This window comes from Paracoccus simplex (genome assembly GCF_042648325.1).
GTDB lineage: Bacteria > Pseudomonadota > Alphaproteobacteria > Rhodobacterales > Rhodobacteraceae > Paracoccus > Paracoccus simplex.
In genome coordinates this window covers 1-22,156 of sequence record NZ_JBHRXE010000060.1, presented here as the reverse complement: position 1 = coordinate 22,156, position 22,156 = coordinate 1, and the positions used below count along the sequence as shown (strand labels likewise).

The following is a 22,156-nucleotide window of genomic DNA, read 5'->3' as shown; positions in this document are numbered from 1 at the left end:
CCCCGCCTCGACCGGGGCGCCGGTCAGCACCTCGACCGGCGGCAGCGCGCCGAACATCGCCTCCAGCGCCGGGCGGAAGGGCAGGGGCGCGCGATGCAGCCCCGGCGCGGCGGCCTGACGCAGCCGCTCCAGCGGGATGTGGTCCGGGGCCTCGGCCGCATCAGTCCGCGGCGGCGTGACCCTTACCTTCCAGCGCGGCCCGGCGCGGGCCGGTTCGCGTGGCGCCGGCTCGGGCGCGGCATGCTTGCGCAGCGCGCTCATGGCCCCAGCCTCCGCAGCAGCGCCCGGGCCAGTTCGCGGCCCATCGCCTCGGGCGTGCCGGCGCCGGCGGGCAGCCGGCCCAAGTCGATGCGCTCCAGGTCGGCGGGGCGGATGCCGGGGGGCAGGCCGTGGCGTTCCAGAAGCGCCGTCAGCTCGGCCTCGAAGGCGCGGGCGGCGCGGGCCGCCTCGGCCTCGGTCAGGCCGGGCAGGGACAGCGCGCCGACATGCAGGGTGACCGCGCCGCTCATCGGAAGCCCCGCAGTTCCGCCTCGGACAGCGGCTTGCCGAGCTTCATGTATTCCTGCCGCGCCGCGCGCTCCAGATGCGCCATGCCCAGCCGCCCGCCGCTTTCGGCCGCAAGCCAGGCGGCGGTCAGCGCGATCGAGCGGATGAAGCCGCCGGTCACCGCCAGCCGGGCCAGCGCGTCGAAGTCGATGGCGTCGCGCGGCAGCGCCTCGGGCAGCACCGCCTGCCAGATCAGCGCCCGCTGCGCGGCGTCGGGGAAGGGGAAGTCGATCACCGCGCGGAAGCGGCGCAGGAAGGCGTCGTCCACCGCCGCGCGCAGGTTCGTGGTCACGATGGCGATGCCGGCATAGCTTTCCAGCCGCTGCAGCAGGTAGGAGGTCTCGGAATTGGCGTGGCGGTCGTGGCTGTCCTTCACCTCGGGCGAGCGGCGGGCGAAGATCGCCTCGCCCTCGTCGAAAAGCAGCACCGCGCCCGCATCCTCGGCGGCGTCGAAGATGCGGCCGATGTTCTTCTGCGTCTCGCCGATATATTTCGAGGTCAGCGCCGCCAGGTCGACGCGATAGAGCGCCAGCGCGCCGCCGTCCTCGCAGAGTTCGCGGGCCAGGATTTCGGCCGCCATGGTCTTGCCGGTGCCCGAGGGGCCGCTGAACAGCGCCGTCAGTCCAAGCCCGCGCGCCGACTTGGCGCGGAAGCCCCAGTCGTCCAGCACGCGCGGCCCGTGGCGGCGGCAGGCGGCAAGCTGGCGCAATTGCTGCAACTGCGCGGGCGGCAGGACCAGGTCGTCCCAGCGCGCCTGCGGCGCGATGCGCTGCGCCAGTCCCTCCAGCCCCTGCGCGGCGCGGGCGCGGATCAGCGCCGGCAGGTCGGGGACGAGGCCGGTGGCGTGGCTGGCCTGCGCATCCGCCATCTCGCTGCCGGGCAGCGGCGCGCTGCGGACCGGGGCAAGGCTGGCGCGGGGCCGCTGCGTCGGTTGCGGGGAAAGGCCCCAAAGCAGGCATGGCCCCAGCAGCCGGTCGGCGATCAGGCAGCCTTCGGGCGTGGCCGGGATCAGCATGGCCGTTTCGGTCAGCACCACGTCGCGGTTGAGCAGTTGCGCGGCGCGCGCCGGGTCGAGATCCTGCGGCAGCAGCCGCGGCTCCAGCGCCGCCAGGCGCAGGCCCAACCCCGCCACGGCCTCGGCGGCCAGCGCGCCGGCCTCGACCGGGTCGGCGGTGGCCAGGTGCAGGATCGGCGCCGGGTTTTGCGCGCGCGCCTTCAGCAGCGCCTCGGCCAGCGCACCCGCCTGCGGATGCGGCGCGGCCATGCAGGGTGAAAGCGCCGGGGCCAGCGCCGGATCGGGGACCGGTGCGCCGATCAGGGCCAAGGCCACCGCCTCGGGCACCGCCAGCACCCGCTGGGCAAACCCATGGCCTGGCAACGCCTCGACCAGCGCTCCCTGGCGCAGCAGCGCGGTGGCAGAAAGCGCCGGACCGGCCTCGGCCCCCAGCACCATGCCGCACAGCGCCGGCGTGGCGCGGCCGTGCCGGGCCAGCGGATGCGCGGCCAGGGCGGCGGCGGGCTCGATGCCCAGTTCGGGCGCGGCGATCAGGCAGAACAGGTCTAGATCCAGCGCCGACAGGCCGAAGCGCCGGGCGATCTGCAAGAGCGCCACCGGCCCGAGCGCCGAGAGGTCTTCCAGTTGCGGTAACAGCGGCAGGCCCGGCCCGCGCTCCAGCAGCGCCATGGCATGCCGGCCGGCCAACTCCAGCGCCCGTGCCTGCCGCGCGGCGGCGGATATGGCCTGATGCCGGGTCATGGATCCAGATCCGCGACCGGCCCGTCGAAGCCCTGCGGCCCCAGCGTCGGCAGGCTGGCGGCGCCGTCGATCTCGGCCCGCACGACATACTCGGCGGCGACCACGCCGGCCAGATCGGCGCGGATGCGGTCGGTGCTGCCCTCGACCCGCTGCGCGGGAACCGAGAAGGCCGGCGCCGATCCCCCCGGCAGCGGGTTGAACAGCAGCGCCGCCGCCTGCCGCTCGCCCACCGGATGGCCCAGGGTCAGCGTCACGCTGCCCGTGAACCGGCCGGCGGTCACCGTGCCGGCCCGCGCCACCGCCGTCACCACCGGCGCGATGGCAAAGGGCAGCGCGTTCGAGCTTTCCCAAAGCCGCTCGGCCTGGCCGGGCGCGGGCTCGAACAGGTGATCGACCGTCAGCCGGGCGATGCCGGCCGGCTGGTCGGCGGGCAGCTGCAGGTCGATGCGCCGCGCGTCGACATTCGCCGCCGCCACCGTGACCGGCCGGGCGCCCAGCATGACCCGCATCCGCTCGGCGGCCAGCGCCGTGCCCTCGGCCGCCACCCAGCCGCCGGGCAGGATGGCGGCCATAGGCTCGGGCAGCGTCCCCGCGCCGCCGGGCAGCGCCGTCACCCGCAGGATGCGCGGCGCCTGCAGGGGCGCGGTGCGGCCGCCGATGGTCAGCACCGGCAGGGCCGAGCGCGCCGGGCGGCGGCTTTCGATCAGCACGCAGGCCACCTGATACAGCGCCGAGGCCCGCAGCGGCGCGGAAAAGGCCGACCAGATGTTGCTCAGCGCCTCGATCTGGCCGAGGTCGCGGCTTTCCGGCACGGCTTGCGTCACGCGGATCTGCTCGAACTGCTCGGCCAGGTCCGCCGCGACCAGCAGCCGCAGCGGCGCCGGCAACAGGCTTGCATCCACCGCCGGATCGGCGCCGCCCAGCGAGATGCGGATGTCGGCGCGGGTCAGCACCGGGGTTTCGTGCAGCACCTGCATGCCGTAGCCCAGCAGGATCTCGGCATTCAGGTCTTCGGCGCCGGTGGCGGTCAGGATGTAATGCAGGTCCAGCGCCAGCCAGGGATTGTCGAGCCGCGCCCCCGAGGCGCTGCGGGCCGGCAGGCGCTGGCTGGACCAGGCGGCGTTGCGGGTGACGTTCCACAGGTAGATGTTCAGCCGGTTGGACGGCTCGGCGTCCCCCTCAAGCCGGTCGGGGGGCGAGGAGGTGACGCTGAACTGGCCGATGGAATCCAGGTTGGCATTCAGCAGCCCGTCGTTCAGCCGGTCCCTGAGGATCGCGGTCACGGCGGCTATGGCAAGCGCGTTCGACATCCTATCGCTTCCATCCGAGATAGTCGGTCAGGCCGGGTCGGGCCGGCGCCGCCGGGCGCGGGGCGGGGCCGGGCCTTGCGGCTTGCGCGGGTGGGGCGGGCGGCGGTTTCGCGGCGGCGACCTCGATGCGGCCGATTTGGATCTCGACCCTGGGCGCGGGTTCCGGGACCGGCGCGGGCGGCGCGGCTTCGGGCGCGCTGGCGGGCTTGGGCGCGGCCGGGCTGACGCGCATACGGGGCGGGGCAGGCGGCTCGACGGTTTGCGGCGCGCGATGCTCGCCCGGTTCGGCCGGCCGGTGTGGTTTTTCCGATGCGGGTCCGGCGCGCGGTTCGGCCGGCCGAGATGGGGGTCGGGGCACGGGCGCTTCCGTCGCAACGGGCTTCGGCGCGGCGTCGGGACGCGGTGCCGGCTCGACGGTGATGCCCGGCGCTGGCGACGCATCCCGGCCGGCGACGGCTGGCACAGGCGCGGGCGCCGGGTGCGGTTGGGGTAGCGGCGCCGGGGCGAGGCCTTGCGCCGGCGCCTCGGCAATCCGCGCTGCCGGCCTCGGCGCCGGGGCGGACAACGGCGGGCGCGGCGGCTCGGTCCGCGGCTCGATCCGCGGCACGGGCGGGCGCGGCGGGGCGGCAAGGCGCTCCGCCGTCTCCTCGGCAAAGCCCGCATCCGGAGCATCGCCCTCGAAGCGCTGGCGCGGGCGGGGCAGGATCGCCGGCGGCTGCAGGAAGCGGCGGCTGAGGGTGTCGAACAGGCTCATGGCGCCACCTCGGCCAGGTAGAGCGCGCGGCGCGCCGGCGGCATCGCAAGGATGTCGCGCTCGGACCAGCCGAAGGCGCGGGCCAGCCGCACCACCTCGGACAGCAGGCGCCGGGCCTTGTCCTCGATCTCGGCCCAGAGCCAGGCGGCGGGGTCGAAGCCTTCGGCCAGCGCCGCGCCGCATTCCGGGCAGTCCATGGCCAGCGTCAGGCCAAGCGCCGGATCGGCGGCCTGCAGCGCCTCGGCCGCCAGCGCCGCAAAGCCGGGATCGTGCCAGGGCGCCGCACCCAGCGCCTGAAGCCGCAAGCCCTGCGGGCCGAAATCGGCAAGGCGGGGCAGGCGCAGCACATGGGTTTCCCCCTGCCAGTCCACCACCACGGTCTGGGCGACCGCCGGGGGCGGGGCGAAATCGGCGGGCAGGGCGAATTCCAGCCGCGCGCCGCAGGCCGGACAGGTGCAGACCGCTTCGTCGCCCGCCGGTCCGCCGGTTTCGGCGACCAGCCGCGCGCGCAGCGCCCAGATGCGGCGGTCGAGTTCGCCCAGCGGCAGCGTCTCGGCGCCCGCCCCGGCGGCGGCACGGCCGAGCAGCGCGGCGCGGTCTAGCGCATCGCCCGCCCGTCCGCGCTGGTAGAGGTCAAGAAGCGCGTCGCCGTCCAGCATGATGCTTCCCCGATCATGGCGTCAGACCGCCGGCTCCAGGAAGGAAATCTCGCTGGGTTCGGCCACGTCGTAATCGCGTTCCCAACCCTCGTTCTCCAGCTTGATCGACTGGATGGCGACGGCATTGGCATTGGCGTCGAGTTCCGGCAGCGCCTGGTATTCCGACACCCAGGCCCGGAACACGCGATAGGACAGCGCCAGCTGCCCGGCCTCGTTGTAAAGGTCGATCACCAGATCCTTGCGGAAATCGCGCAGGGACACCTCGGCGCCCAGGCCCGAGCCGTAGTTCCAGACCTTGTTCGCCCATTGCTCGAACTCGACGTCATGGGTGACGCCGCGCTCCAGCGTGATTGCCTCGAAGCTGGTGCGGCCGGGGCTGCGGCGCGAGACGGAGGGATCGCCGCCCTCGCGATGCTCGACCACCTCGGTGGTGCGCTTCAGGGCCGAGACCTTCGAGATGCCGGCGACATAGCGGCCGTCCCATTTCACCCGGAACTTGAAGTTCTTGTAGGGGTCGAAGCGGGTGGCGTTGATGCTGAACTGTGCCATGGTCGGACCCCCTCAGTTCGTGGTTTGCAGGCGTTGCTGGATGCGCAGCATGACGAATTCGGCCGGCCGGACCGGGGCGAAGCCGACATAGATGTTCAGGATGCCCAGGTTGATGTCGGCCTGGGTGGTGGTCTCGCCGTCGCATTTCACCAGGAAGGCGTCGCGGGCCGAGGCGCCCTGGAAGGCGCCCTGTCGGTGCAGCTGCGACATGAAGCCGGTGACGTTCAGCCGCACCGAGGCCCAGAGCGGCTCGTCATTCGGTTCGAACACCACCCATTGCAGGCCGCGCAGCAGGCTGTTCTCGATATAGAGCGCCAGCCGGCGCACCGGGACGTATTTCCATTCCGAGGCCAGCGCATCGGCGCCGTCCAGCGTGCGCGCGCCCCAGACCACGGTGTTGTAGACCGGGAAGGTCCGGATCACGTTGATGCCCTGCACGTTCAGCGGCCCCTGCTGCGGATCGGTCATCACATCGACGGGCCGGCCGCCGGCGACGCCCGCCGCGGTGCCGGCCGGCGCCTTCCAGACCCCGCGCGTCGCATCGGTGCGGGCGATGATGCCCGCCGCCGCGCCCGAGGCGGCGAAATTGCGGTTCTGCGTCGGGTTCAGCGGGTCGGGCGCCGTCAGCTTGGGGAAATACAGCGCCGCGTTGCGCCGGATCGTGCCGCCCAGCGCCCCGGTCCATTCCAGGATATTGGCGCGGGTGGTGCCCTCCAGCGGATCGACGATCAGGAAGGCGAAGTGCCGCTCGCAATAGGCATAGGCGCGCTGGTAGACCTGCGCCGCGACCGCGCGGCGGGCATGGCCCAGCACCGACAGGTCGGGCAGGCACATCAGGTTGAACACGTCCGGCACGATGGCGTCCAGCGCGTCGATGCCGGCCCCCAGCGCGTTCACCGCCAGGTTCTGCCAGGCATCGGTATCGCCGGGCAGGGTGCCGTCGGCGCCCTGGGTGGACATGGCCGCCAGCGCCGCCGCCGCAAGCTGGCGCAGCCCGTCCAGCGTGGTCACGTCGGCGCCGCCCGATTGCGTGGCATTGGGCAGGTTGCCGTTGGCATGGGCGCTGACGGTGACAAGCTGGCTTTCCGCGGCCAGCACCCGCGTCACATAGCGCAGATGGGTGCTGTTCGCCGACAGGCCGCTGTAGGATTCCTCGCGCATCACGTCATTGCCGCGATAGAGCCGCACCAGCAGGTCGAAGCTGGTGGCACCGCCGCCGGCCCGCGCCACGCCGATGCGCAGGTTGTTGCCCCATGTCCCGGGCGAGGAGGCGGCCAGCGTCAGCCCGGCATTGTTCGGCGGCAGCAGCACCGAGGCCGGGGTGGCGCCGTTCGAGGCCCGCACGACGAAGGCGATGTTGCCGCCGTTCAGGAAATAGTTGCGCACCGCATAGCTGGTCTCGCATCCCGGATGCAGCCCGCCGAAGACCCGCTCGAATTCGCCCCAGGAGGTGACGCGGGTGGCGCGGCCCAGCGGGCCTTGCCCGAGAACGCCGATGAAGGCGGTGTTCGAGGTCGCCACGCCGGCGATCGGCGCGCTACCGCTGGGGATTTCCTGGACATAGACGCCGGGAGTGTCGAGCATGGGGGAGCCCTCGCTGAATGGCCCGGCGCGGATGGCGGCCGGGATTGCGCATGAACCGTCAGCAGACCGGAGAGATCACTGGCGCCGGAGGCATGTTCCGGACGCCGCGGACCCGACTGGTCGACCTGGCCGAGGGGAGGGCAGCCCCTCTTGGATTATTCGAGAAAGAGATAGAGACACGTATGAAGCGAAAGTTAGCAAAACTTTGCCGCTGACGCAACGAATGAGATTCGGGGATTTGCCGGAAACCGGCGGGCTGGAACGAAAAAACCGATGCGCCCCGGCCTGGACGATGGTCAGGTCGGGGCGCGGACGAGTCGGCCCAGGGTTGTGCGGGCCGCGCCGCCTCAGGCGACGAAAAGCTGCGGCTTGGTCAGGCTTTCCGGGCGCAGGATCGCGTCCAGCCGTTCCTTGGGCAGCAGGCCCTTTTCCAGCACCAACTCATAGACGCCGCGGCCGGTCAGATGCGCCTCGGTCGCGACCTCGGTGGCGGCGGCATAGCCGATATAGGGGTTCAGCGCCGTGACGATGCCGATCGAGCGGCGCACGGTTTCCTTGAGCACGTCGCGGTTGGCGGTGATGCCGCGCACGCAGTTGTGCTCGAGCGTGTCGCAGGCGGCGACCAGATGACTGACCGAGCGGAACATGCTGTAGGCGATCACCGGCTCGAAGGCGTTGAGCTGCAGCTGCCCGCCCTCGGCCGCCATGGCGATGGTCATGTCGTTGCCGATCACCTCGAAGCAGACCTGGTTCACCACCTCGGGGATCACCGGGTTGACCTTGCCCGGCATGATCGAGGAACCGGCCTGCTTCGCCGGCAGGTTGATCTCGTTGAAGCCGGCGCGCGGGCCCGAGGACAGCAGCCGCAGGTCGTTGCAGATCTTCGACAGCTTCACCGCCACCCGCTTCAGCACGCCCGAGACCTGCACGAAGGCGCCGCAATCCTGCGTCGCCTCGACCAGGTCGGGGGCGGTGACCACGGGAATCACCGTGATCTCGGCCAGCCGCGCCCGCACCCGTTCGGCATATTCGGGATGGGTGGTGATGCCGGTGCCGATGGCGGTGGCGCCCAGGTTGATCTCGCAGATCAGGGCGGCAGCTTCGGCCAGGCGCAGCTCGTCCTCGCCGATGGTGATGCCGAAGGCGTTGAATTCCTGGCCCAGCGTCATCGGCACGGCTTCCTGCAACTGGGTGCGGCCCATCTTCAGGATGTCGGCGAACTCGGCGCCCTTCTCGGTGAAGGCGCCGCGCAGCGAGGCCAGCGCCGCGATGACGTTCTGCAGCCCCCGCCACGAGGCCAGCCGCAGCGCCGTCGGATAGACGTCGTTGGTCGACTGGCTCATGTTCACATGCTCGTTCGGGTGCAGGAACTGGTATTCGCCCTTGGCATGGCCCATCAGCTCCAGCGCCCGGTTGGCGATCACCTCGTTGGCGTTCATGTTGGTCGAGGTGCCGGCGCCGCCCTGGATCTGGTCGACGATGAACTGGTCGTGCAGCTTGCCGGCGCGGATCTCCTCGCAGGCGGCGGCGATGGCGTCGCGGCGTTCGGGCGAGAGCAGACCCAGATCGGCATTGGCCAGCGCGGCCGCCTGCTTGATCGCGGCCAAGGCGCGGATCAGTTCGGGAATTTCACCGATCGGCCGGCCCGAAATCGGGAAATTCTCGACGGCGCGCAGGGTGTGGACGCCCCAATAGGCGTCGGCGGGCACCTCGCGGTCGCCAAGCAGGTCATGTTCGATGCGGGTCTGTTTCATGGTCACCTCGAAGAGGCACGGACCAGCGGCCCGCGTTCCGCGGGACCGTTGCAGCCATGCAGTTTGTCTGGATCTGTTCGCGTCTTGCGGGCCAGTCGGCCCTTGGTGCCCCTGAATTAGGCGCGGCCGCGCGCAATTTCCAATGCCGAGTCCGGCTGGGTTATTCGGTTATTGCATAACCATCGCCCAATTCGCGGGCGGCCTGCCAGACCCGGCCGGTGATGCCGCGGCCGCGCGCGGCATTGCGGTAAAGCCGGATCTCCATCGGCAGTTCCGGGGCGACGATCTCCAGCCGGCCGGTCTCGATCTCGGCCTCGACCAGCAGGCGCGGCAGCCAGACGACGCCATGCCCGGCGACGGCCATGCTTTTCATCGCCTCGGCCATGCTCGCCTCGTCGGTATGGGCGACATAGACCTTGGGGGCGCCGGGCTGTTCCAGGGCGATCCGCGCCATGGCGTTCAGGAACGAGCCGCGGGAATATTTCAGCATCGGCATGCCCTCGGTCAGCCATTCCCGCGGCCAGCCGGGGCGGGCGACGGCGACCAGGCTGTCCTGGCCGACGACCAGATGCGGAAAGCCCGCCGGGTCCAGCGGGATGTTCACCTGCGGATGCGCATAGGTCAGGAAGAAATCATAGCCGCCCTCGGTCAGCGCCTCGATGCAGCGGTCGAAATTCTCGGGCTTGACGCGGCTGGTCATCTGCCCGGTCGCCGCCTTCAGCCGCATCAGCCAGCCGGGCAGGAAGGTCACGGTCAGGCTGTGCAGCGCCACGAAGGAAATCTCGCCGCCATGCGAACGGGTGTGGTCGCGGAATTCGGTGCGGCGGGCGTTGATCATCCGCACGGCTTCCTCGGCGGTCTCGCGGAACAGCACGCCTTCCGGGGTCAGCGTCACCGGGTAGCTGTCGCGCGACAAAAGATCGGTGCCCAGCCATTCCTCGAGCGCGCGGATGCGGCGGCTGAAGGCGCTTTGGGTGACGCCGCGCAGCTGCGCCGAGCGCGAGAAGCTGTGCGTCTCGGCCAAGCTCAGGAAATCCTCAAGCCATTTGAAATCCATGCACCCCCCTTTCGCGTCGCTTTACCCGACCGGCAGGGGCGGCGCCACAGAAAGACGCGCGATGCGCGCGCGGTGCTAGAACAGGAATTCGTCCGCCAGGGTGGGCGCGGCGAAGCCCGAGCCGGTGGACAGCGCCACCTGGACGACATCCTCGCCGAAGCCGACAATATCGGCGCGGCCGTCGCCATTCACATCGGCCATGCGCCTTTCGTGGCGGTCGGTACGCCAGCCAGCGGCATGGCCGAACCCGTCGGACCAAAGCTGCGCCGCCGCGAAACCCGCGCCGGTGGACAGGGCGACAAGGACGCCGTCCTCGCCGAAGCCGACGATATCGGCGCGGCCGTCGCCATCCACATCGGCCAGCAGGCGTTCATGCAGCGCCACGCTCCAGCCGGTATCGCGGCCGAATTCCGCAGTCCAGAGCGTGCTGGCCGCGAAGCCCGTGCCAGTGGACAGCGCCACGCGCACCCCGGCATCGCCGAAGCCGACGACATCGGCGCGGCCGTCGCCATTCACATCGGCCAGGTCGCGCACATGCAATTCGTTGCGCCAGCCGGCCGCATAGGAAAATTCCCGGGTCCAAACCCGCACCCCGGTCAAGCCGGTGCCGGTCGACAGGCTGACCAGCGTGCTGCCGCCGCCGAAGCCGATCACATCGTCGCGCCCGTCGCCATCGACATCGGCGACCGCGCGTTCGTGCAGGGCGACGCGCCAGTGCCCGGCGTTCTGGCCGAAATCGGCAAGCCAGCGCCCGGCATCGACGAAGCGCGTGCCGTCCGACAGCGCGACATGCACGCCGCCATCGCCAAAGGCGATCAGATCGGCGCGGCCGTCGCCGTTCAGGTCGCCGGTCTCGCGCTCGTGCCGGTCGGTGCGCCAGCCGGTCCGAAAGCTGTAATCCGATGCCCAACCCGTGGCGTCGCCGAAGAACAGGCCGTCTGCCAGTGCGGTCAGCACCTGGCGTTCGCCGAAGCCGATGATATCGGCGCGGCCGTCGCCATCCACATCGGCCATGTCGCGCACATGCCGCTCGACCTGCCAGCCGCTGCGGCCGGCATTGAAATCCAGCGACCAGATGTCCAGCACCTCCTCGACCAGATAGTCGCGCTGCAGCCAGGCGAGGAAATGCGCGCTGAAGACCATCGTGCCATCCGCAGCGCGACCGACCTGGGTCGCGGCGTCATGTTCGGTATAGGCGCGGAAAATCTCGCAGAAATGCTCCAGCAACGCGGTCGGCACATTGGCCGGCAGCCACCGGCTGCCATAATCGACATAGCTGTGCAGCGTGCTGTCGGTATCCGAGCCGTCATACGCCAGCGTGGCCAGGAAGGCGACGGAGCGGTGGTCGCTGTGATCGTCATGGGCGAAGATGCTGCGGTGATCCTGAACCATGACATTGGTCGCGTCATGGCCGTCCATGATCAGCTGCATCAGTTCGACCAGTTCGGCCTGGCTGTAGCTGGCGGCACCGTCCACCGTATGCACCGCGTCGATATCGCCCTCGACCAGTTGGCGCAGGCTTTCCCGCCCGTAGCGCGCCGAGCCGCCGCCCTGCATCATGCCGTCCGGGGCACGCAGAAAATACAGCCGGATCTCGGGATGGTCGGCCAGGTAGCTGGACACCACCTGATAGCTGCGATCGCCGCTGCCGAAGGTCACCGTCTCGGTCACCCAGGCGGTCGAGCCGGTCATGGCGCTATAGGCCGCGCGGGCGCCCGCCTCGCGCTCGAGCCAGTATTCCTCGCCGCGGCCGGCATCGCCGGCGGTCACGAAGACGGTGGTGATGGATTCTCCGCGCATCAAGGCGGCGTGCAGATCCTGTTCCATGAACAGGATATGATCGTCCTGATGGGCGACGAAAACGACATTCGATGCCGCGCCAGACATGATTCAGACTCGTTAACAGAACAACCGAGAAACAGGTCCAGCCTACTCCTCGCGCCCGTTTCGCGCAATCTTCATCATGAACGGCAGGGGAAAACGGTCCGATTCTGTCGCGGCCTGGCTAGCCGCATCAGCGCCAGCCAGGCGCGGATCGCCTGCAGCGCCTCGGGTTCGTCCAGCCAGGGGATATGGCCGCGATCCGGCACCTCGGCCAGGATCATGTCGGGGCGTCGGTTTCGCATCTCGGCGGCGGTCCGGGCCGAGAGCAGGTCGGAATTGGCGCCGCGGATCAACGCCAGCGGCAGGACGGCCGCGGCATCGAAAAGCGGCCAGAGGTCCACCTCGGGCGCGTCGAAGGCGGCCAGGAAGGCCGCGCGCAACGCCGGATCGTAGTTGATGCGCAGCCCCTCGGGCGTCTCGACATAGTGACGCTCGGCCTCCTCCTGCCAGCGCCCGGGCGGCACATTGGCAAATTCGGGCATGGCGGCGGGCAGGCGCTCGGCCAGATCGGCCAGGCTGGCGCCGGCGGGGTTGCGGCCGACATAGTCGAAGATCCTCTCCAGCCCGCTGCGCTGCAGCGCGGGCCCGACATCGTTCAGGCACAGGCCCAGCAGCCGGTCCGGCGCCGTCGCCGCCAGCAGCATGCCGATGATGCCGCCGCGCGAGGTGCCCAGGACCGCCGCCTTTTCGATGCCCAGATGATCCAGCAGCGCCAGGACGTCGCGGGCCTCCTGCGGGACGGTATAGCTTTCGGCGCCGGTCCAGTCCGAATCGCCGCGGCCGCGATAATCCGGGCGGAGCAGCCGCAGCCCGGCCAGATGCGGCGCCAGATAGTCGAAATCGCGTCCGGTGCGGGTCAGGCCGGCCAGGGCCAGCACGGGCAGGCCATCGCCCGCATCGCGATAGGCCAGCCGCGCGCCGTCCTCGGCCCGGTAGAAGCGGACGGTCATCAGAGGTTGTCCGATTGCGGCATGCCCAGGACGTGATAGCCGCCATCGACCAGAACCACCTCGCCGGTGGTGCAGGCGCCCCAGTCCGAGCAGAGCCAGACCGCCGTGCCGCCGATCGCCTCCAGCGTGGCATTGGCGCGCAGCGGGGCATTGGCTTCGGTATGGCGATAGGTCTTGCGGGCGCCGCCGATGGCCGCGCCGGCCAGGGTCTTCATCGGGCCGGGGCTGATGGCGTTGACGCGGATCCCCTCGGGGCCCAGGTCATTGGCCAGGTAGCGCACCGAGGATTCCAGCGCCGCCTTGGCCACGCCCATGACATTGTAGAACGGCGTGACCCGGTTCGAGCCGGCATAGGTCAGGGTGATGATCGAGCCGCCCTTGGTCATCAACGGCTGCGCCCGCCGGGCCAGGTCGATCAGCGAATAGCAGGAAATCGTCAGGGAATTCCTGAAATTCTCCCGCGTGGTGTTGATGAAGCGGCCGGTCAGTTCGGCCTTGTCCGAGAAGGCGATGGCATGGACCAGGAAATCCAGGCCGCCCCAGCGCGCGCCGATCTGGTCGAAGGCGCGGCCGAGCGATTCGTCGTCGAGCACGTCCACATCCATCAGGAAATCCGAGCCGAGCGAGGCCGCCAGCGGTTCGACCCGCTTGCCGAAGGCCTCGCCCTGATAAGAAAAGGCCAGCTCCGCCCCCTGCTCGGCCAGAGCCTTCGCGATCCCCCAGGCGATCGAGCGGTCATTCGCGACCCCCATCACCAGGCCGCGCTTTCCCTTCATCAATTCGCCCATGGCTTAACCTTTTCTTGGCTTATTCGCGGTATTTCGACAGGACCAGAGTCGCATTGGTGCCGCCGAAGCCGAAACTGTTGGAAAGGATGCTATCGAAATCGACATTGTCCACGCGCGTCCGCGCAATCTCCTCGGGCCGGATCTCGGGGTCGATCTCGGTGATGTTGGCCGAGGCGGCGATGAAGCCGTTCTGCATCATCAGCAGCGAATAGATCGCCTCATGCGCGCCGGTCGCCCCCAGCGAATGGCCGGTCAGCGACTTGGTCGAGGAGACCGGCGGCACGGCACCCTCGCCGAAGACGCGGCGCAGGGCCTTGATCTCGCCCACGTCGCCGACCGGGGTCGAGGTGCCATGCGCGTTGACGTAGGAAACCTTGCGGCCCTCGGGCAGGGTCGAGAGCGCCAGCCGCATCGAACGCTCGCCGCCCTCGCCGGAGGGGGCGACCATGTCATGGCCGTCGCTGGTGGCGCCATAGCCGGTGACCTCGGCATAGATCTTCGCGCCGCGCGCCAGCGCGTGGCCCAGTTCTTCCAGCACCACCACCCCGGCGCCGCCGGCGATGACGAAGCCGTCGCGGGTGGTGTCGAAGGGCCGCGAGGCGGTCTGCGGCGTGTTGTTATATTTCGACGACATGGCGCCCATGGCGTCGAACAGGCACGACAGCGTCCAGTCCAGCTCCTCGCCGCCGCCGGCGAAGACGATGTCTTGCTTGCCCATCTGGATCAGCTCGGTGCCGTTGCCGATGCAATGCGCCGAGGTCGAGCAGGCCGAGGTGATCGAATAGTTCACGCCCTTGATCCTGAACGGCGTGGCCAGGCAGGCCGAATTGGTCGAGGACATGCAGCGCGTGACCATGAAGGGCCCCATGCGCTTCGGCGCGCCCTTCTCGATCACCGTGCGGTGCGCCTCGAACAGGTTGGCGGTCGAGGGGCCGCCCGAGCCCATCACCAGGCCGGTGCGCTCGTTCGAGACATCCGCGGGCGCCAGGCCCGCATCCTCGATCGCCTGCTGCATGGCGATGAAGTTATAGGCCGCGCCCATGCCCATGAAGCGCAGGTTGCGCTTGTCGATATGCTCCTCGACGGCGATCTGCGGCATGCCGTGGACCTGGCTGCGGAAGCCATGTTCGGCATATTGGGGAGAGAAGACGATCCCCGACCGGCTCTCGCGCAGGCTCTCCGCAACTTCTGCGGCATTGTTGCCGATGGGAGAGACGATGCCCAGCCCGGTGATGACGACGCGGCGCATGGCGTGCTCCTTGTTCATGGGTCAGGCGGCCGACAGGGCCACTTTCATGTCCTTGACCTCGTAGATGGTTTCGCCGTCGGCCTCGACCCGGCCGTCGGCGACCCCCATGGTCAGGCGACGGGTCTGCACCGCCTTGGTGAAGTCGACGTGATAACGCAAGAGCTTGCGGTCGGGACGGACCATGCCGGTCAGCTTGACCTCGCCCACGCCGAGCGCGTAGCCGCGGCCCTGCCAGCCGCGCCAGCCGAGGTTGAAGCCGGTGAGTTGCCAGAGCCCGTCGAGGCCCAGACAGCCGGGCATGATCGGATTGCCGGGGAAGTGGCAGGCGAAGAACCACAGGTCGGGATGGATGTCGAACTCGGCGGTGACATGGCCCTTGCCATGCGGCCCGGCATCGGCCGAGATGTCGGTGATGCGGTCCATCATCAGCATCGGCGGTTCGGGCAGTTGGGCATTTCCGGGGCCGAACAACTCGCCACGGGCGCAGGCCAGCAGATCGTCCTTGTCAAAGCTGGTCCGTGTCATCGTCATGCGCGTGTTTTCCCTTGGTCGGACGTTGCGTTATTGCTGCGGCCTGCGCCGGGCAAGCCCCGCGCGACACTTGGCTTTCGGTCTATCATTCCGCCCCGGCAAGGTGCAAGGGCGCAGGTTTTTGCGCGATTCTGCCCGCTCGTGCCGGGAGAGGGCGGATTTGCCGGGGCGCCGCCCGGCCCGCATCGCGACCGGGGGCTTTGCGCCCCCGGACCCCGGCAGGGTATTTGGCCAACGGAGAGCGGCCGCGATGGCCGGGGCGGACCCGGATTGCCCGAATGCCGGCCGGGCTAGACCGGCGGTTCGGCGGCCAGTTCCAGGGCGCGGCGGGCGATCAGGGCGATTCCTGGCGCGATATCCGCATCCTTGATCGAGGAATAGCCCAGCCGGAAGAAGCGGCAGGGGCTGGGCGGCGTCTCGAAGAACACCTCGCCCGGCTCGATCAGCACGCTGTCTTCCAGCAGGCGGCTGGCCAGGATGCCGCTGTCGATGCCCTCCGGCCCCTCGATCCACAGGCTCGATCCGCCCGAGCGCGCGGCGCCGGCGATGCGCAGCGGCGTGGCGGCCAGCGCCTCCTCCATCAGCGCGCGCCGGCGTTTCAGCGCCCCGCGCAGCCGCACGATATGCGCGTCGTAATGGCCAAGCGCCAGGAAATAGGCGGTGATCCGCTGCAGGTGGTTCGGCGGGTGGCGCAGCATGATGGCGCGCAGCGCCCGTGCCCGGGCGATCAGCGGCGCCGGCGCCACCATGTAGCCGATGCGCAGCCCCGGAAACAGCGATTTCGAGAAGCTGCCGATATAGATCACCCGCCCGGCGCGATCGAGCGATTTCAGCGCCGGGGCCGGTGGGGCGAGATAGGACATCTCGAAGTCGTAATCGTCCTCGACGATCAGGAAGTCATGCGCGGCGGCGCGGGTCAGCAGGTCGCGGCGCCGGGCCAGCGGCATGGTGGCGCCGGTGGGGATGTTGTGGCTGGGGGTGACGATCACCAGCCGCGTGCCCTGCGGCAGCAGCTCGGGATTCAGCCCGCCCTCGTCCACGTCCAGGAAGGTGGTCGGGCTGTGGGCGCGGCGCAGGGTCTCGGCGAAATCGGGATAGCCGGGGTCTTCGGTCACCGCCAGCCGGTCGCCGCGCGCCAGAAGCTCGATGGTGATGAACAGCGCGTTCTGTGCGCCCAGCGTCACCAGCACCTCGTCCGGTTCGGCCTGGATGCCGCGCCGGGGCAGGGAATGCGAGCGGATATAGTCGATCAGCATCGGATCGTCGGCGCCGTAGAGATCCGAGGCCAGTTCGCCGAAATCCCGCGTGCCCCAGGCGCGGCGGGCGCAATCGCGCCAGGCATTGTGGTCGAAAAGCGCCGCGTCGCTTTGCCCATAGATGAAGGGATAGCGGAAATCCTGCCAATTCGCCGGCTTGCGGATCACCCGCTGCCGCGGCTGCTGGTCCGCCAGCCAGTGGTTCCAATCGAGCGCGGTCTGGCGCGGCAGCGGCTTCTGCACCTTCAGCCGCCGGTGCGGCACGGTGGCGGCGACCATGATGCCGGAGCGCGGCCGGGTCTCCAGATAGCCCTGGCTGACCAGCTCCTGATAGACCAGCGTCACCGTCATCCGCGACAGTCCCAGCGATTCCGCCAGCCCGCGCGAGGAGGGCAGCCGGCTGCCCGGCCGCGCCCGCGTTTCCAGGATCGCTCGCACGATGGCCGCCGCCAGCCGCGCCTGCAGCGTGCCTGCCTCGCCATCGCGCAGAAAGAACATCTCGACGGGAATCCGGTCACTCATCTGGATCTAACTTTGGTTTGAACTGGACATATCGTTGCGCTGCGTCACCTGCAACATTTTGCCGCATCAGCGATCGCAAACAAGGCGACGCCTATCTCAACAGGGGGCTTCCAATGTCTTTCATTACCCGCATTCTGTCCGGCACCGCGCTTGCGCTGAGCCTGGGAACGGTCGCCCTGCCGGCTTCGGCGGCCGAGTATCGCATCGCGGTCGGCGATGGCGCCGGCGGCACCCAGGAGGCGCTGGGTAAGGCCTTCGTCGCGGCGCTGGAGGAGAAAACCGGCGGCCAGATGACCGGCAAGCTGTTCCTCAACGGCCAGCTCGGCGACGAGCAGGACACCGTGACCGCCGCCGCCACCGGCACGCTGGATTTCTCGATTCTCGCGATCAACAACATCACGCCTTTCTCGCCCACCGTCGGCACCCTGACGCTGCCCTATGTCATCCTGAGCCAGGAGGATGCCGAAAAGGTCACCCAGGGCGAAATCGGCCAGCAGATGATCGCGCAGACCGTCGAGGATGCCGGCGTGCGCATCATCGGCTGGGCCTATTCCGGCTTTCGCGTGCTGACGAACTCGAAAAAGCCGATCGCCACGGTGGCCGACCTGCAGGGGGTCGTGGTGCGCGTGCCCAAGAACGAGATCATGATCGAGACCTACAAGAGCTGGGGCATCAACCCGACCCCGATGGCCTGGGGCGAGACCTTCGCCGCGCTCCAGCAGAAGGTCGTCGACGGTCAGGACAACCCCTACATGACCGTCAACTCGATGAAGTTCTACGAGGTCCAGAAATACGTGACCGACCTGCGCTACCTGTTCTCGATCGAGCCGCTGATCATCAGCGAGGCGCTGTTCCAGAGCCTTTCGCCGGAAGAGCAGCAGCAGGTCCTGGAAGCCGGGCAGGAGGCGACGCAAGCCTCGGCGCAATTCCTGCGGGACCAGGAAAGCAAGATCAAGGAAGAGCTGGTCGGCCGGGGCATGGAGATCACCGAGCCCGCCGATGACGAGAAGGAATTCATCGAACTGGCGACGACCAAGGTCTGGCCGAAATTCTACGACCAGATCGGCGGCAAAGAGGTTCTCGACGGGGTGCTGACCTCGCTGGGTCGCGATCCGGCGAAATAACCCTCCTCCCCGACTGCGGGCGCGCCCGGCGCGCCCGCCCTTTCGCCAATCCTCGCTGGAACGCCCCTTATCCGGAGGCAATTCATGTCTGCATTCTGGAAGCATCTCGACCATCTCGAAAGCTACATCTGCCGCGCGCTGCTGGCGCTTTTCGTCACGCTGCTTTTCGTCCAGATCGTCGCACGGCAGATCTTCGGCTTCTCGATCACCTGGATCGAGGAACTGTCCGTCATCCTCTTCGTCTGGTTCGCCTATTTCGGCGCGTCCTATGCGGCGCGCATGGCGGCGCATAACCGGGTGACCTTCCACCTGAACATGATGCCGCGCAAGGCGGCGCGTGTGCTGGAGGCGATCGGGGATCTGTTCTGGATCATCTTCAACATCGTGTTCATCTGGCAGGCCATCCAGTTCATCGGCCGGCTGAAGCCCTTCGTGAAGGCCCAGACCCTGGGCTGGGAGATGCGCTACGTCTACATGGCGCTGCCCATCGCCTTCGCGCTGATGACGATCCGCATCCTGCAGGTGAACTATCTGAAACTCGTGAAGGGCATCGACCCGCGCGACCCCGACAAGGTCGAGGTCGAGGAGATGCTCGAACTCGCCGCCGACGAGCAGCGCGCCTACGAGCGGGAGCACAAGAAATGAGCGATTATGTCGTAGAAGTCCTGTTCGGCACCTTCGCCCTGCTGATGGTGCTGGGTGCGCCGATCACCGTCGCGCTTGGCGTGGCCGCGCTGGCCGCCATGCTCTATCTGGGCGACAATCCGATCAAGATGGTACAGATGGCCTGGTCCTCGGTCGGGTCCTTCCCGCTGATGGCGCTGCCCTCGTTCATCCTGGCCGGGGCGCTGATGGAGGCCGCGGGCCTGTCGCGCCGGCTGATCTCGGTCGCCGAAAGCCTGGCCGGTCCGTTCACCGGCGGCCTTTCCGCCGCCACCATCGTCGCCTGCCTGTTCTTCGGCGCGATCTCGGGTTCGGGGCCGGCCACCACCGCCGCGGTCGGCATGCTGATGATCCCCGGCATGATCCGCAACGGCTACAGCCGCGATTACGCCGCCTCGACCACCGCCGCCGCGGGCGGTCTGGGCATCGTCATCCCGCCCTCGATTCCGATGATCATCTACGGCATCTCGGCCATGGGCATCGCGCCCGATCCGGCCGCCGTCGAGGCGCATGGCCAGTTCCAGTCGGTCTCGATCTCGAAGATGTTCATCGCCGGCTTCCTGCCTGGCGCGGTCATGGCCGGCGGCCTGCTGCTGATGAACTACGTCCGCTGCAAGGGGCGGGGCTATCACGGCTCGTCCGAGACGCTGTCGCTGCGCAAGTTCATGTGCGCCTGCTATCAGGGCTTCTGGGCGCTGCTGGCCCCGGTGGTGATCCTGGGCGGCATCTATACCGGCATGTTCACGCCCACCGAAGCCGCCATCATCGCCATCTTCTACACTTTGTTCGTCGGAATCTTCATCTACCGCGAACTGGATCTGGGCGAGGTCTTCAAGGCGCTCGAGGCGACGACCTGGCTGGCCGGGCGGGTGCTTCTGGTGCTGTTCGCCGCCACCATCTTCGGCCGCGTCCTGATCGAGAACAACATCCCCGGCATCATCGCCGGCGGCATCCTGGGCCTGACCACCAACATCTATGCGATCTGGGCGCTGATCATCGGCATGCTGCTGATCGTGGGCATGTTCATGGAGACGCTGGCCGCGATCATGATCCTGGTCCCGGTCATGCTGCCGGTGGCCTATATGGTGGGCATCGATCCGATCCACTTCGGCATCGTGATGATCTGCACGCTGTCCGTCGGCTTCCAGACCCCGCCGCTGGGCGAGAACCTGTTCATCGCCTCCGGCATTTCGGGCGAGACCATCGAGAAGATCAGCGTGACCGCGCTGCCCTTCGCCATCGCCTCGACCGCCGCGATTTTCGTCATCGCCCTGTTCCCGCAGATCGCCCTCTGGCTTCCCGCCCTGCTGGGCTATTGACCAAGGAGTTACCCATGACCCGCAAGCTGACCGCCGACGACCTGAAGGCCACCTTCGACGCCTTCAACCGCCACGACATCGACGGCGTGATGACCCATTTTGCCGATGACTGCGTGTTCTACACCGTCGCCGGCGAGCACGAATACGGCAACAAGGTCGAAGGCAAGGCGGCGATCGCCAAGGCTTTCGAGACCGTCTGGACGACGATGCCGGACGTCGCATGGGCCGACCACACGCATTTCCTGTCCGAGGACGGCACGCGCGGCGTTTCGCAATGGACGTTCCGTGCCACCAACCCGGACGGCAGCCGCATCGAGGTGCAGGGCGTGGACCTGTTCCGCATCCGCGACGGTCGGATCGTCGAGAAACAGGCGATCCGCAAGCAGCGCCCGGCCATCCCCGCCTCTGCCCCCGCCCTTGCCGAGAAATGAGGACGGCCATGCAGGCGATCGAGAAACGTGCGGGTTCGGTCCCCTTCGACCCGTTCTATGATCCCATCACGGCGCCCGGCCTGGGTCCGCGCAGCGACTATGCACCGACCTACTGGATCGGCACCGCCGGCACCCCGCCGCCGGACGACGGCCCGGTGACGGGCGACATGGATGCTGATGTGGTGGTGATCGGCTCGGGCTATACCGGCCTTTCCTGCGCCATCCACCTGGCCAAGATGCACGGCATCAAGGCCACGGTGCTGGAGGCGAACGGCGTCGCCTATGGCTGCTCGACCCGCAACGGCGGCCAGGCGCAGGTCAGCTCGGGCCGGCTGAAGCGCAGCCAGTGGATCGAGCGCTGGGGCCTCGATGTCGCGAAGCGTCTGCATGCCGAGGTTTGCGAGGGTTTCGAGCTGTTCCGCGGCCTGATCCGCGACCATGCGATCGACTGCGAGCCGCAGGATGGCGGGCATTACTACATCGCCCACAAGGCCGGCGTGATGCCGGCGCTGGAAAGCGAGGCGGCGCTGCTGCGCGACACATTCGGCTATGACGCCCGCATGCTCTCGCGCGGCGAGCTGCACGAGACCGTGGTGCGCGACCACGAGGCGCATGGCGCCATGTGGGAGGTGGACGGCGTCGGCATCCATGCCGCGAAACTGGCCTTCGGCTATCTGCGGGTGGCCCGCGAACTGGGCGCGAAAGTGCATGTCGACAGCCCGGTTCAGGGCTGGGACTACCGGGACGGCGTGCATCACCTGCGCACGCCGGGCGGCACGGTGCGGGCGAAGCGCGTGGCGGTGGCGACGGCGGCCTATGCGCCGCGCAGCCTGCATCCGCGGCTCAGGGACCGGCTGATGCCGATCATGTCGAACAGCATCGTCACCCGCGTGCTGACGCCGGGCGAGCTGGAGGCGATCGGCATCCGCAAGCTCTCGCCGCTGACCGACACCCGGACGCTGCGGCATTATTACCGGCTCTTGCCCGACAACCGGCTGCAGATCGGTTCGCGTGCCGCGATCACCGGCCGCGACGCCGCGAACCCGACGCATCTGAACGGGCTGAAGGAGGGCATGTACCGCAAGTTCCCGACGCTGCGCGGCATCGAGCTGGATTACAGCTGGTGGGGCTGGGTGGATGTCAGCCACGACATGATGCCGCGCATCACCGGCCTGCCGGACCTGCCCGGCGCCTTCTATGCCCTGGGCTATGGCGGCAACGGCGTGATGTATTCCGCCATGGCCGGCCGGCGCATGGCGCAACTGGTCGCGGGCGAGGCCGTGCCCGCGCTGCCGATCTTCAACACCGAACTGCCGCATGAGGGCTGGAAGACGCCGTTCCGGCGGCTGGGCCAATGGGGCCTCTACAAGTTTTACCACTATCGCGACGAGCGCAGATAAGGAGCCATCGCCATGAGAATGACCACCGAGGAAGCCTTTGTTAAGGTTTTGCAACTGCACGGTATCGAGC

The 22,156-nt window shown here is 68.8% G+C and carries 21 protein-coding genes; 5 read left to right on the top strand and 16 right to left on the bottom strand.

Going from position 1 to position 22,156, the window contains the following annotated elements; translation table 11 throughout:
- The 16 genes from ACFOMP_RS18450 to pdxR all read right to left on the bottom strand — a co-directional run.
- Nucleotides 1-261 (bottom strand): hypothetical protein (locus ACFOMP_RS18450; protein WP_379033299.1); only part of this gene is annotated, 261 nt, incomplete at its 3' end.
- On the bottom strand, nucleotides 258-509 hold the full coding sequence (locus ACFOMP_RS18445) for a hypothetical protein (protein WP_289895553.1): 252 nt from the start codon (nucleotides 507-509) through the stop codon (nucleotides 258-260). The genes ACFOMP_RS18445 and ACFOMP_RS18450, both read right to left, overlap by 4 nt.
- Nucleotides 506-2,302 (bottom strand): ATP-binding protein, encoded by a 1,797-nt coding sequence (locus ACFOMP_RS18440; RefSeq protein ID WP_379033296.1) that lies wholly within the window; start codon nucleotides 2,300-2,302, stop codon nucleotides 506-508. Before ACFOMP_RS18440 ends, ACFOMP_RS18445 begins: the two co-directional genes overlap by 4 nt.
- Nucleotides 2,299-3,612: a DUF4255 domain-containing protein gene (locus ACFOMP_RS18435; RefSeq protein WP_379033293.1), complete on the bottom strand. Its 1,314-nt coding sequence runs from the start codon at nucleotides 3,610-3,612 to the stop codon at nucleotides 2,299-2,301. Before ACFOMP_RS18435 ends, ACFOMP_RS18440 begins: the two co-directional genes overlap by 4 nt.
- Before the next feature lies 1 nt (nucleotide 3,613).
- Nucleotides 3,614-4,366, bottom strand: a complete 753-nt coding sequence (locus ACFOMP_RS18430; protein WP_379033290.1) for a hypothetical protein — start codon at nucleotides 4,364-4,366, stop codon at nucleotides 3,614-3,616.
- Nucleotides 4,363-5,025, bottom strand: a complete 663-nt coding sequence (locus ACFOMP_RS18425; RefSeq protein WP_379033287.1) for a hypothetical protein — start codon at nucleotides 5,023-5,025, stop codon at nucleotides 4,363-4,365. The genes ACFOMP_RS18430 and ACFOMP_RS18425 overlap by 4 nt, the downstream gene beginning before the upstream one ends.
- Before the next feature lie 21 nt (nucleotides 5,026-5,046).
- Nucleotides 5,047-5,574, bottom strand: coding sequence for a phage tail protein (locus ACFOMP_RS18420; RefSeq protein ID WP_028713688.1), 528 nt, complete (start codon nucleotides 5,572-5,574; stop codon nucleotides 5,047-5,049).
- A 12-nt stretch (nucleotides 5,575-5,586) separates the two neighbouring features.
- On the bottom strand, nucleotides 5,587-7,158 hold the full coding sequence (locus ACFOMP_RS18415) for a phage tail sheath C-terminal domain-containing protein (protein ID WP_379033284.1): 1,572 nt from the start codon (nucleotides 7,156-7,158) through the stop codon (nucleotides 5,587-5,589).
- Nucleotides 7,159-7,505: 347 nt separating this feature from the next.
- On the bottom strand, nucleotides 7,506-8,912 hold the full coding sequence (gene aspA, locus ACFOMP_RS18410) for an aspartate ammonia-lyase (protein ID WP_289895547.1): 1,407 nt from the start codon (nucleotides 8,910-8,912) through the stop codon (nucleotides 7,506-7,508).
- 160 nt (nucleotides 8,913-9,072) lie between these two features.
- Entirely contained in the window at nucleotides 9,073-9,969 is an 897-nt protein-coding gene (locus ACFOMP_RS18405) for a LysR family transcriptional regulator (protein WP_379033281.1), read from the bottom strand.
- Nucleotides 9,970-10,044: 75 nt separating this feature from the next.
- Nucleotides 10,045-11,856 (bottom strand): FG-GAP-like repeat-containing protein, encoded by a 1,812-nt coding sequence (locus ACFOMP_RS18400; RefSeq protein ID WP_379033278.1) that lies wholly within the window; start codon nucleotides 11,854-11,856, stop codon nucleotides 10,045-10,047.
- Between the two features lie 74 nt (nucleotides 11,857-11,930).
- Complete coding sequence (locus ACFOMP_RS18395; protein ID WP_379033275.1) at nucleotides 11,931-12,803, bottom strand: alpha/beta fold hydrolase; 873 nt, start codon at nucleotides 12,801-12,803, stop codon at nucleotides 11,931-11,933.
- Nucleotides 12,803-13,591, bottom strand: coding sequence for an enoyl-ACP reductase FabI (locus ACFOMP_RS18390; RefSeq protein WP_289895543.1), 789 nt, complete (start codon nucleotides 13,589-13,591; stop codon nucleotides 12,803-12,805). The genes ACFOMP_RS18395 and ACFOMP_RS18390 overlap by 1 nt, the downstream gene beginning before the upstream one ends.
- Before the next feature lie 19 nt (nucleotides 13,592-13,610).
- Entirely contained in the window at nucleotides 13,611-14,840 is a 1,230-nt protein-coding gene (gene fabB / locus ACFOMP_RS18385; RefSeq protein ID WP_379033272.1) for a beta-ketoacyl-ACP synthase I, read from the bottom strand.
- A gap of 21 nt (nucleotides 14,841-14,861) precedes the next feature.
- Nucleotides 14,862-15,371, bottom strand: a complete 510-nt coding sequence (fabA, locus tag ACFOMP_RS18380) for a bifunctional 3-hydroxydecanoyl-ACP dehydratase/trans-2-decenoyl-ACP isomerase (protein WP_289895541.1) — start codon at nucleotides 15,369-15,371, stop codon at nucleotides 14,862-14,864.
- 290 nt (nucleotides 15,372-15,661) lie between these two features.
- Complete coding sequence (pdxR, locus tag ACFOMP_RS18375) at nucleotides 15,662-17,149, bottom strand: MocR-like pyridoxine biosynthesis transcription factor PdxR (protein ID WP_289895540.1); 1,488 nt, start codon at nucleotides 17,147-17,149, stop codon at nucleotides 15,662-15,664.
- A gap of 113 nt (nucleotides 17,150-17,262) precedes the next feature.
- Here pdxR and ACFOMP_RS18370 point away from each other — a divergent pair, with 113 nt between their 5' ends.
- The 5 genes from ACFOMP_RS18370 (at nucleotide 17,263) to ACFOMP_RS18350 (ending at nucleotide 22,086) form a co-directional block, all read left to right on the top strand.
- Nucleotides 17,263-18,273: a TRAP transporter substrate-binding protein gene (locus tag ACFOMP_RS18370; protein ID WP_289895539.1), complete on the top strand. Its 1,011-nt coding sequence runs from the start codon at nucleotides 17,263-17,265 to the stop codon at nucleotides 18,271-18,273.
- An 84-nt stretch (nucleotides 18,274-18,357) separates the two neighbouring features.
- Complete coding sequence (locus tag ACFOMP_RS18365) at nucleotides 18,358-18,918, top strand: TRAP transporter small permease (RefSeq protein ID WP_019352660.1); 561 nt, start codon at nucleotides 18,358-18,360, stop codon at nucleotides 18,916-18,918.
- Entirely contained in the window at nucleotides 18,915-20,255 is a 1,341-nt protein-coding gene (locus tag ACFOMP_RS18360; RefSeq protein WP_379033267.1) for a TRAP transporter large permease, read from the top strand. Before ACFOMP_RS18365 ends, ACFOMP_RS18360 begins: the two co-directional genes overlap by 4 nt.
- Before the next feature lie 14 nt (nucleotides 20,256-20,269).
- A complete protein-coding gene (locus ACFOMP_RS18355; protein WP_019351391.1) occupies nucleotides 20,270-20,686 on the top strand; it encodes a nuclear transport factor 2 family protein in 417 nt (138 codons plus the stop codon).
- 8 nt (nucleotides 20,687-20,694) lie between these two features.
- Nucleotides 20,695-22,086 carry an NAD(P)/FAD-dependent oxidoreductase gene (locus tag ACFOMP_RS18350; protein ID WP_289895537.1) on the top strand — a complete coding sequence of 464 codons (1,392 nt, stop codon included), beginning with the start codon at nucleotides 20,695-20,697 and terminating at the stop codon, nucleotides 22,084-22,086.
- Nucleotides 22,087-22,156: the final 70 nt, after the last annotated feature.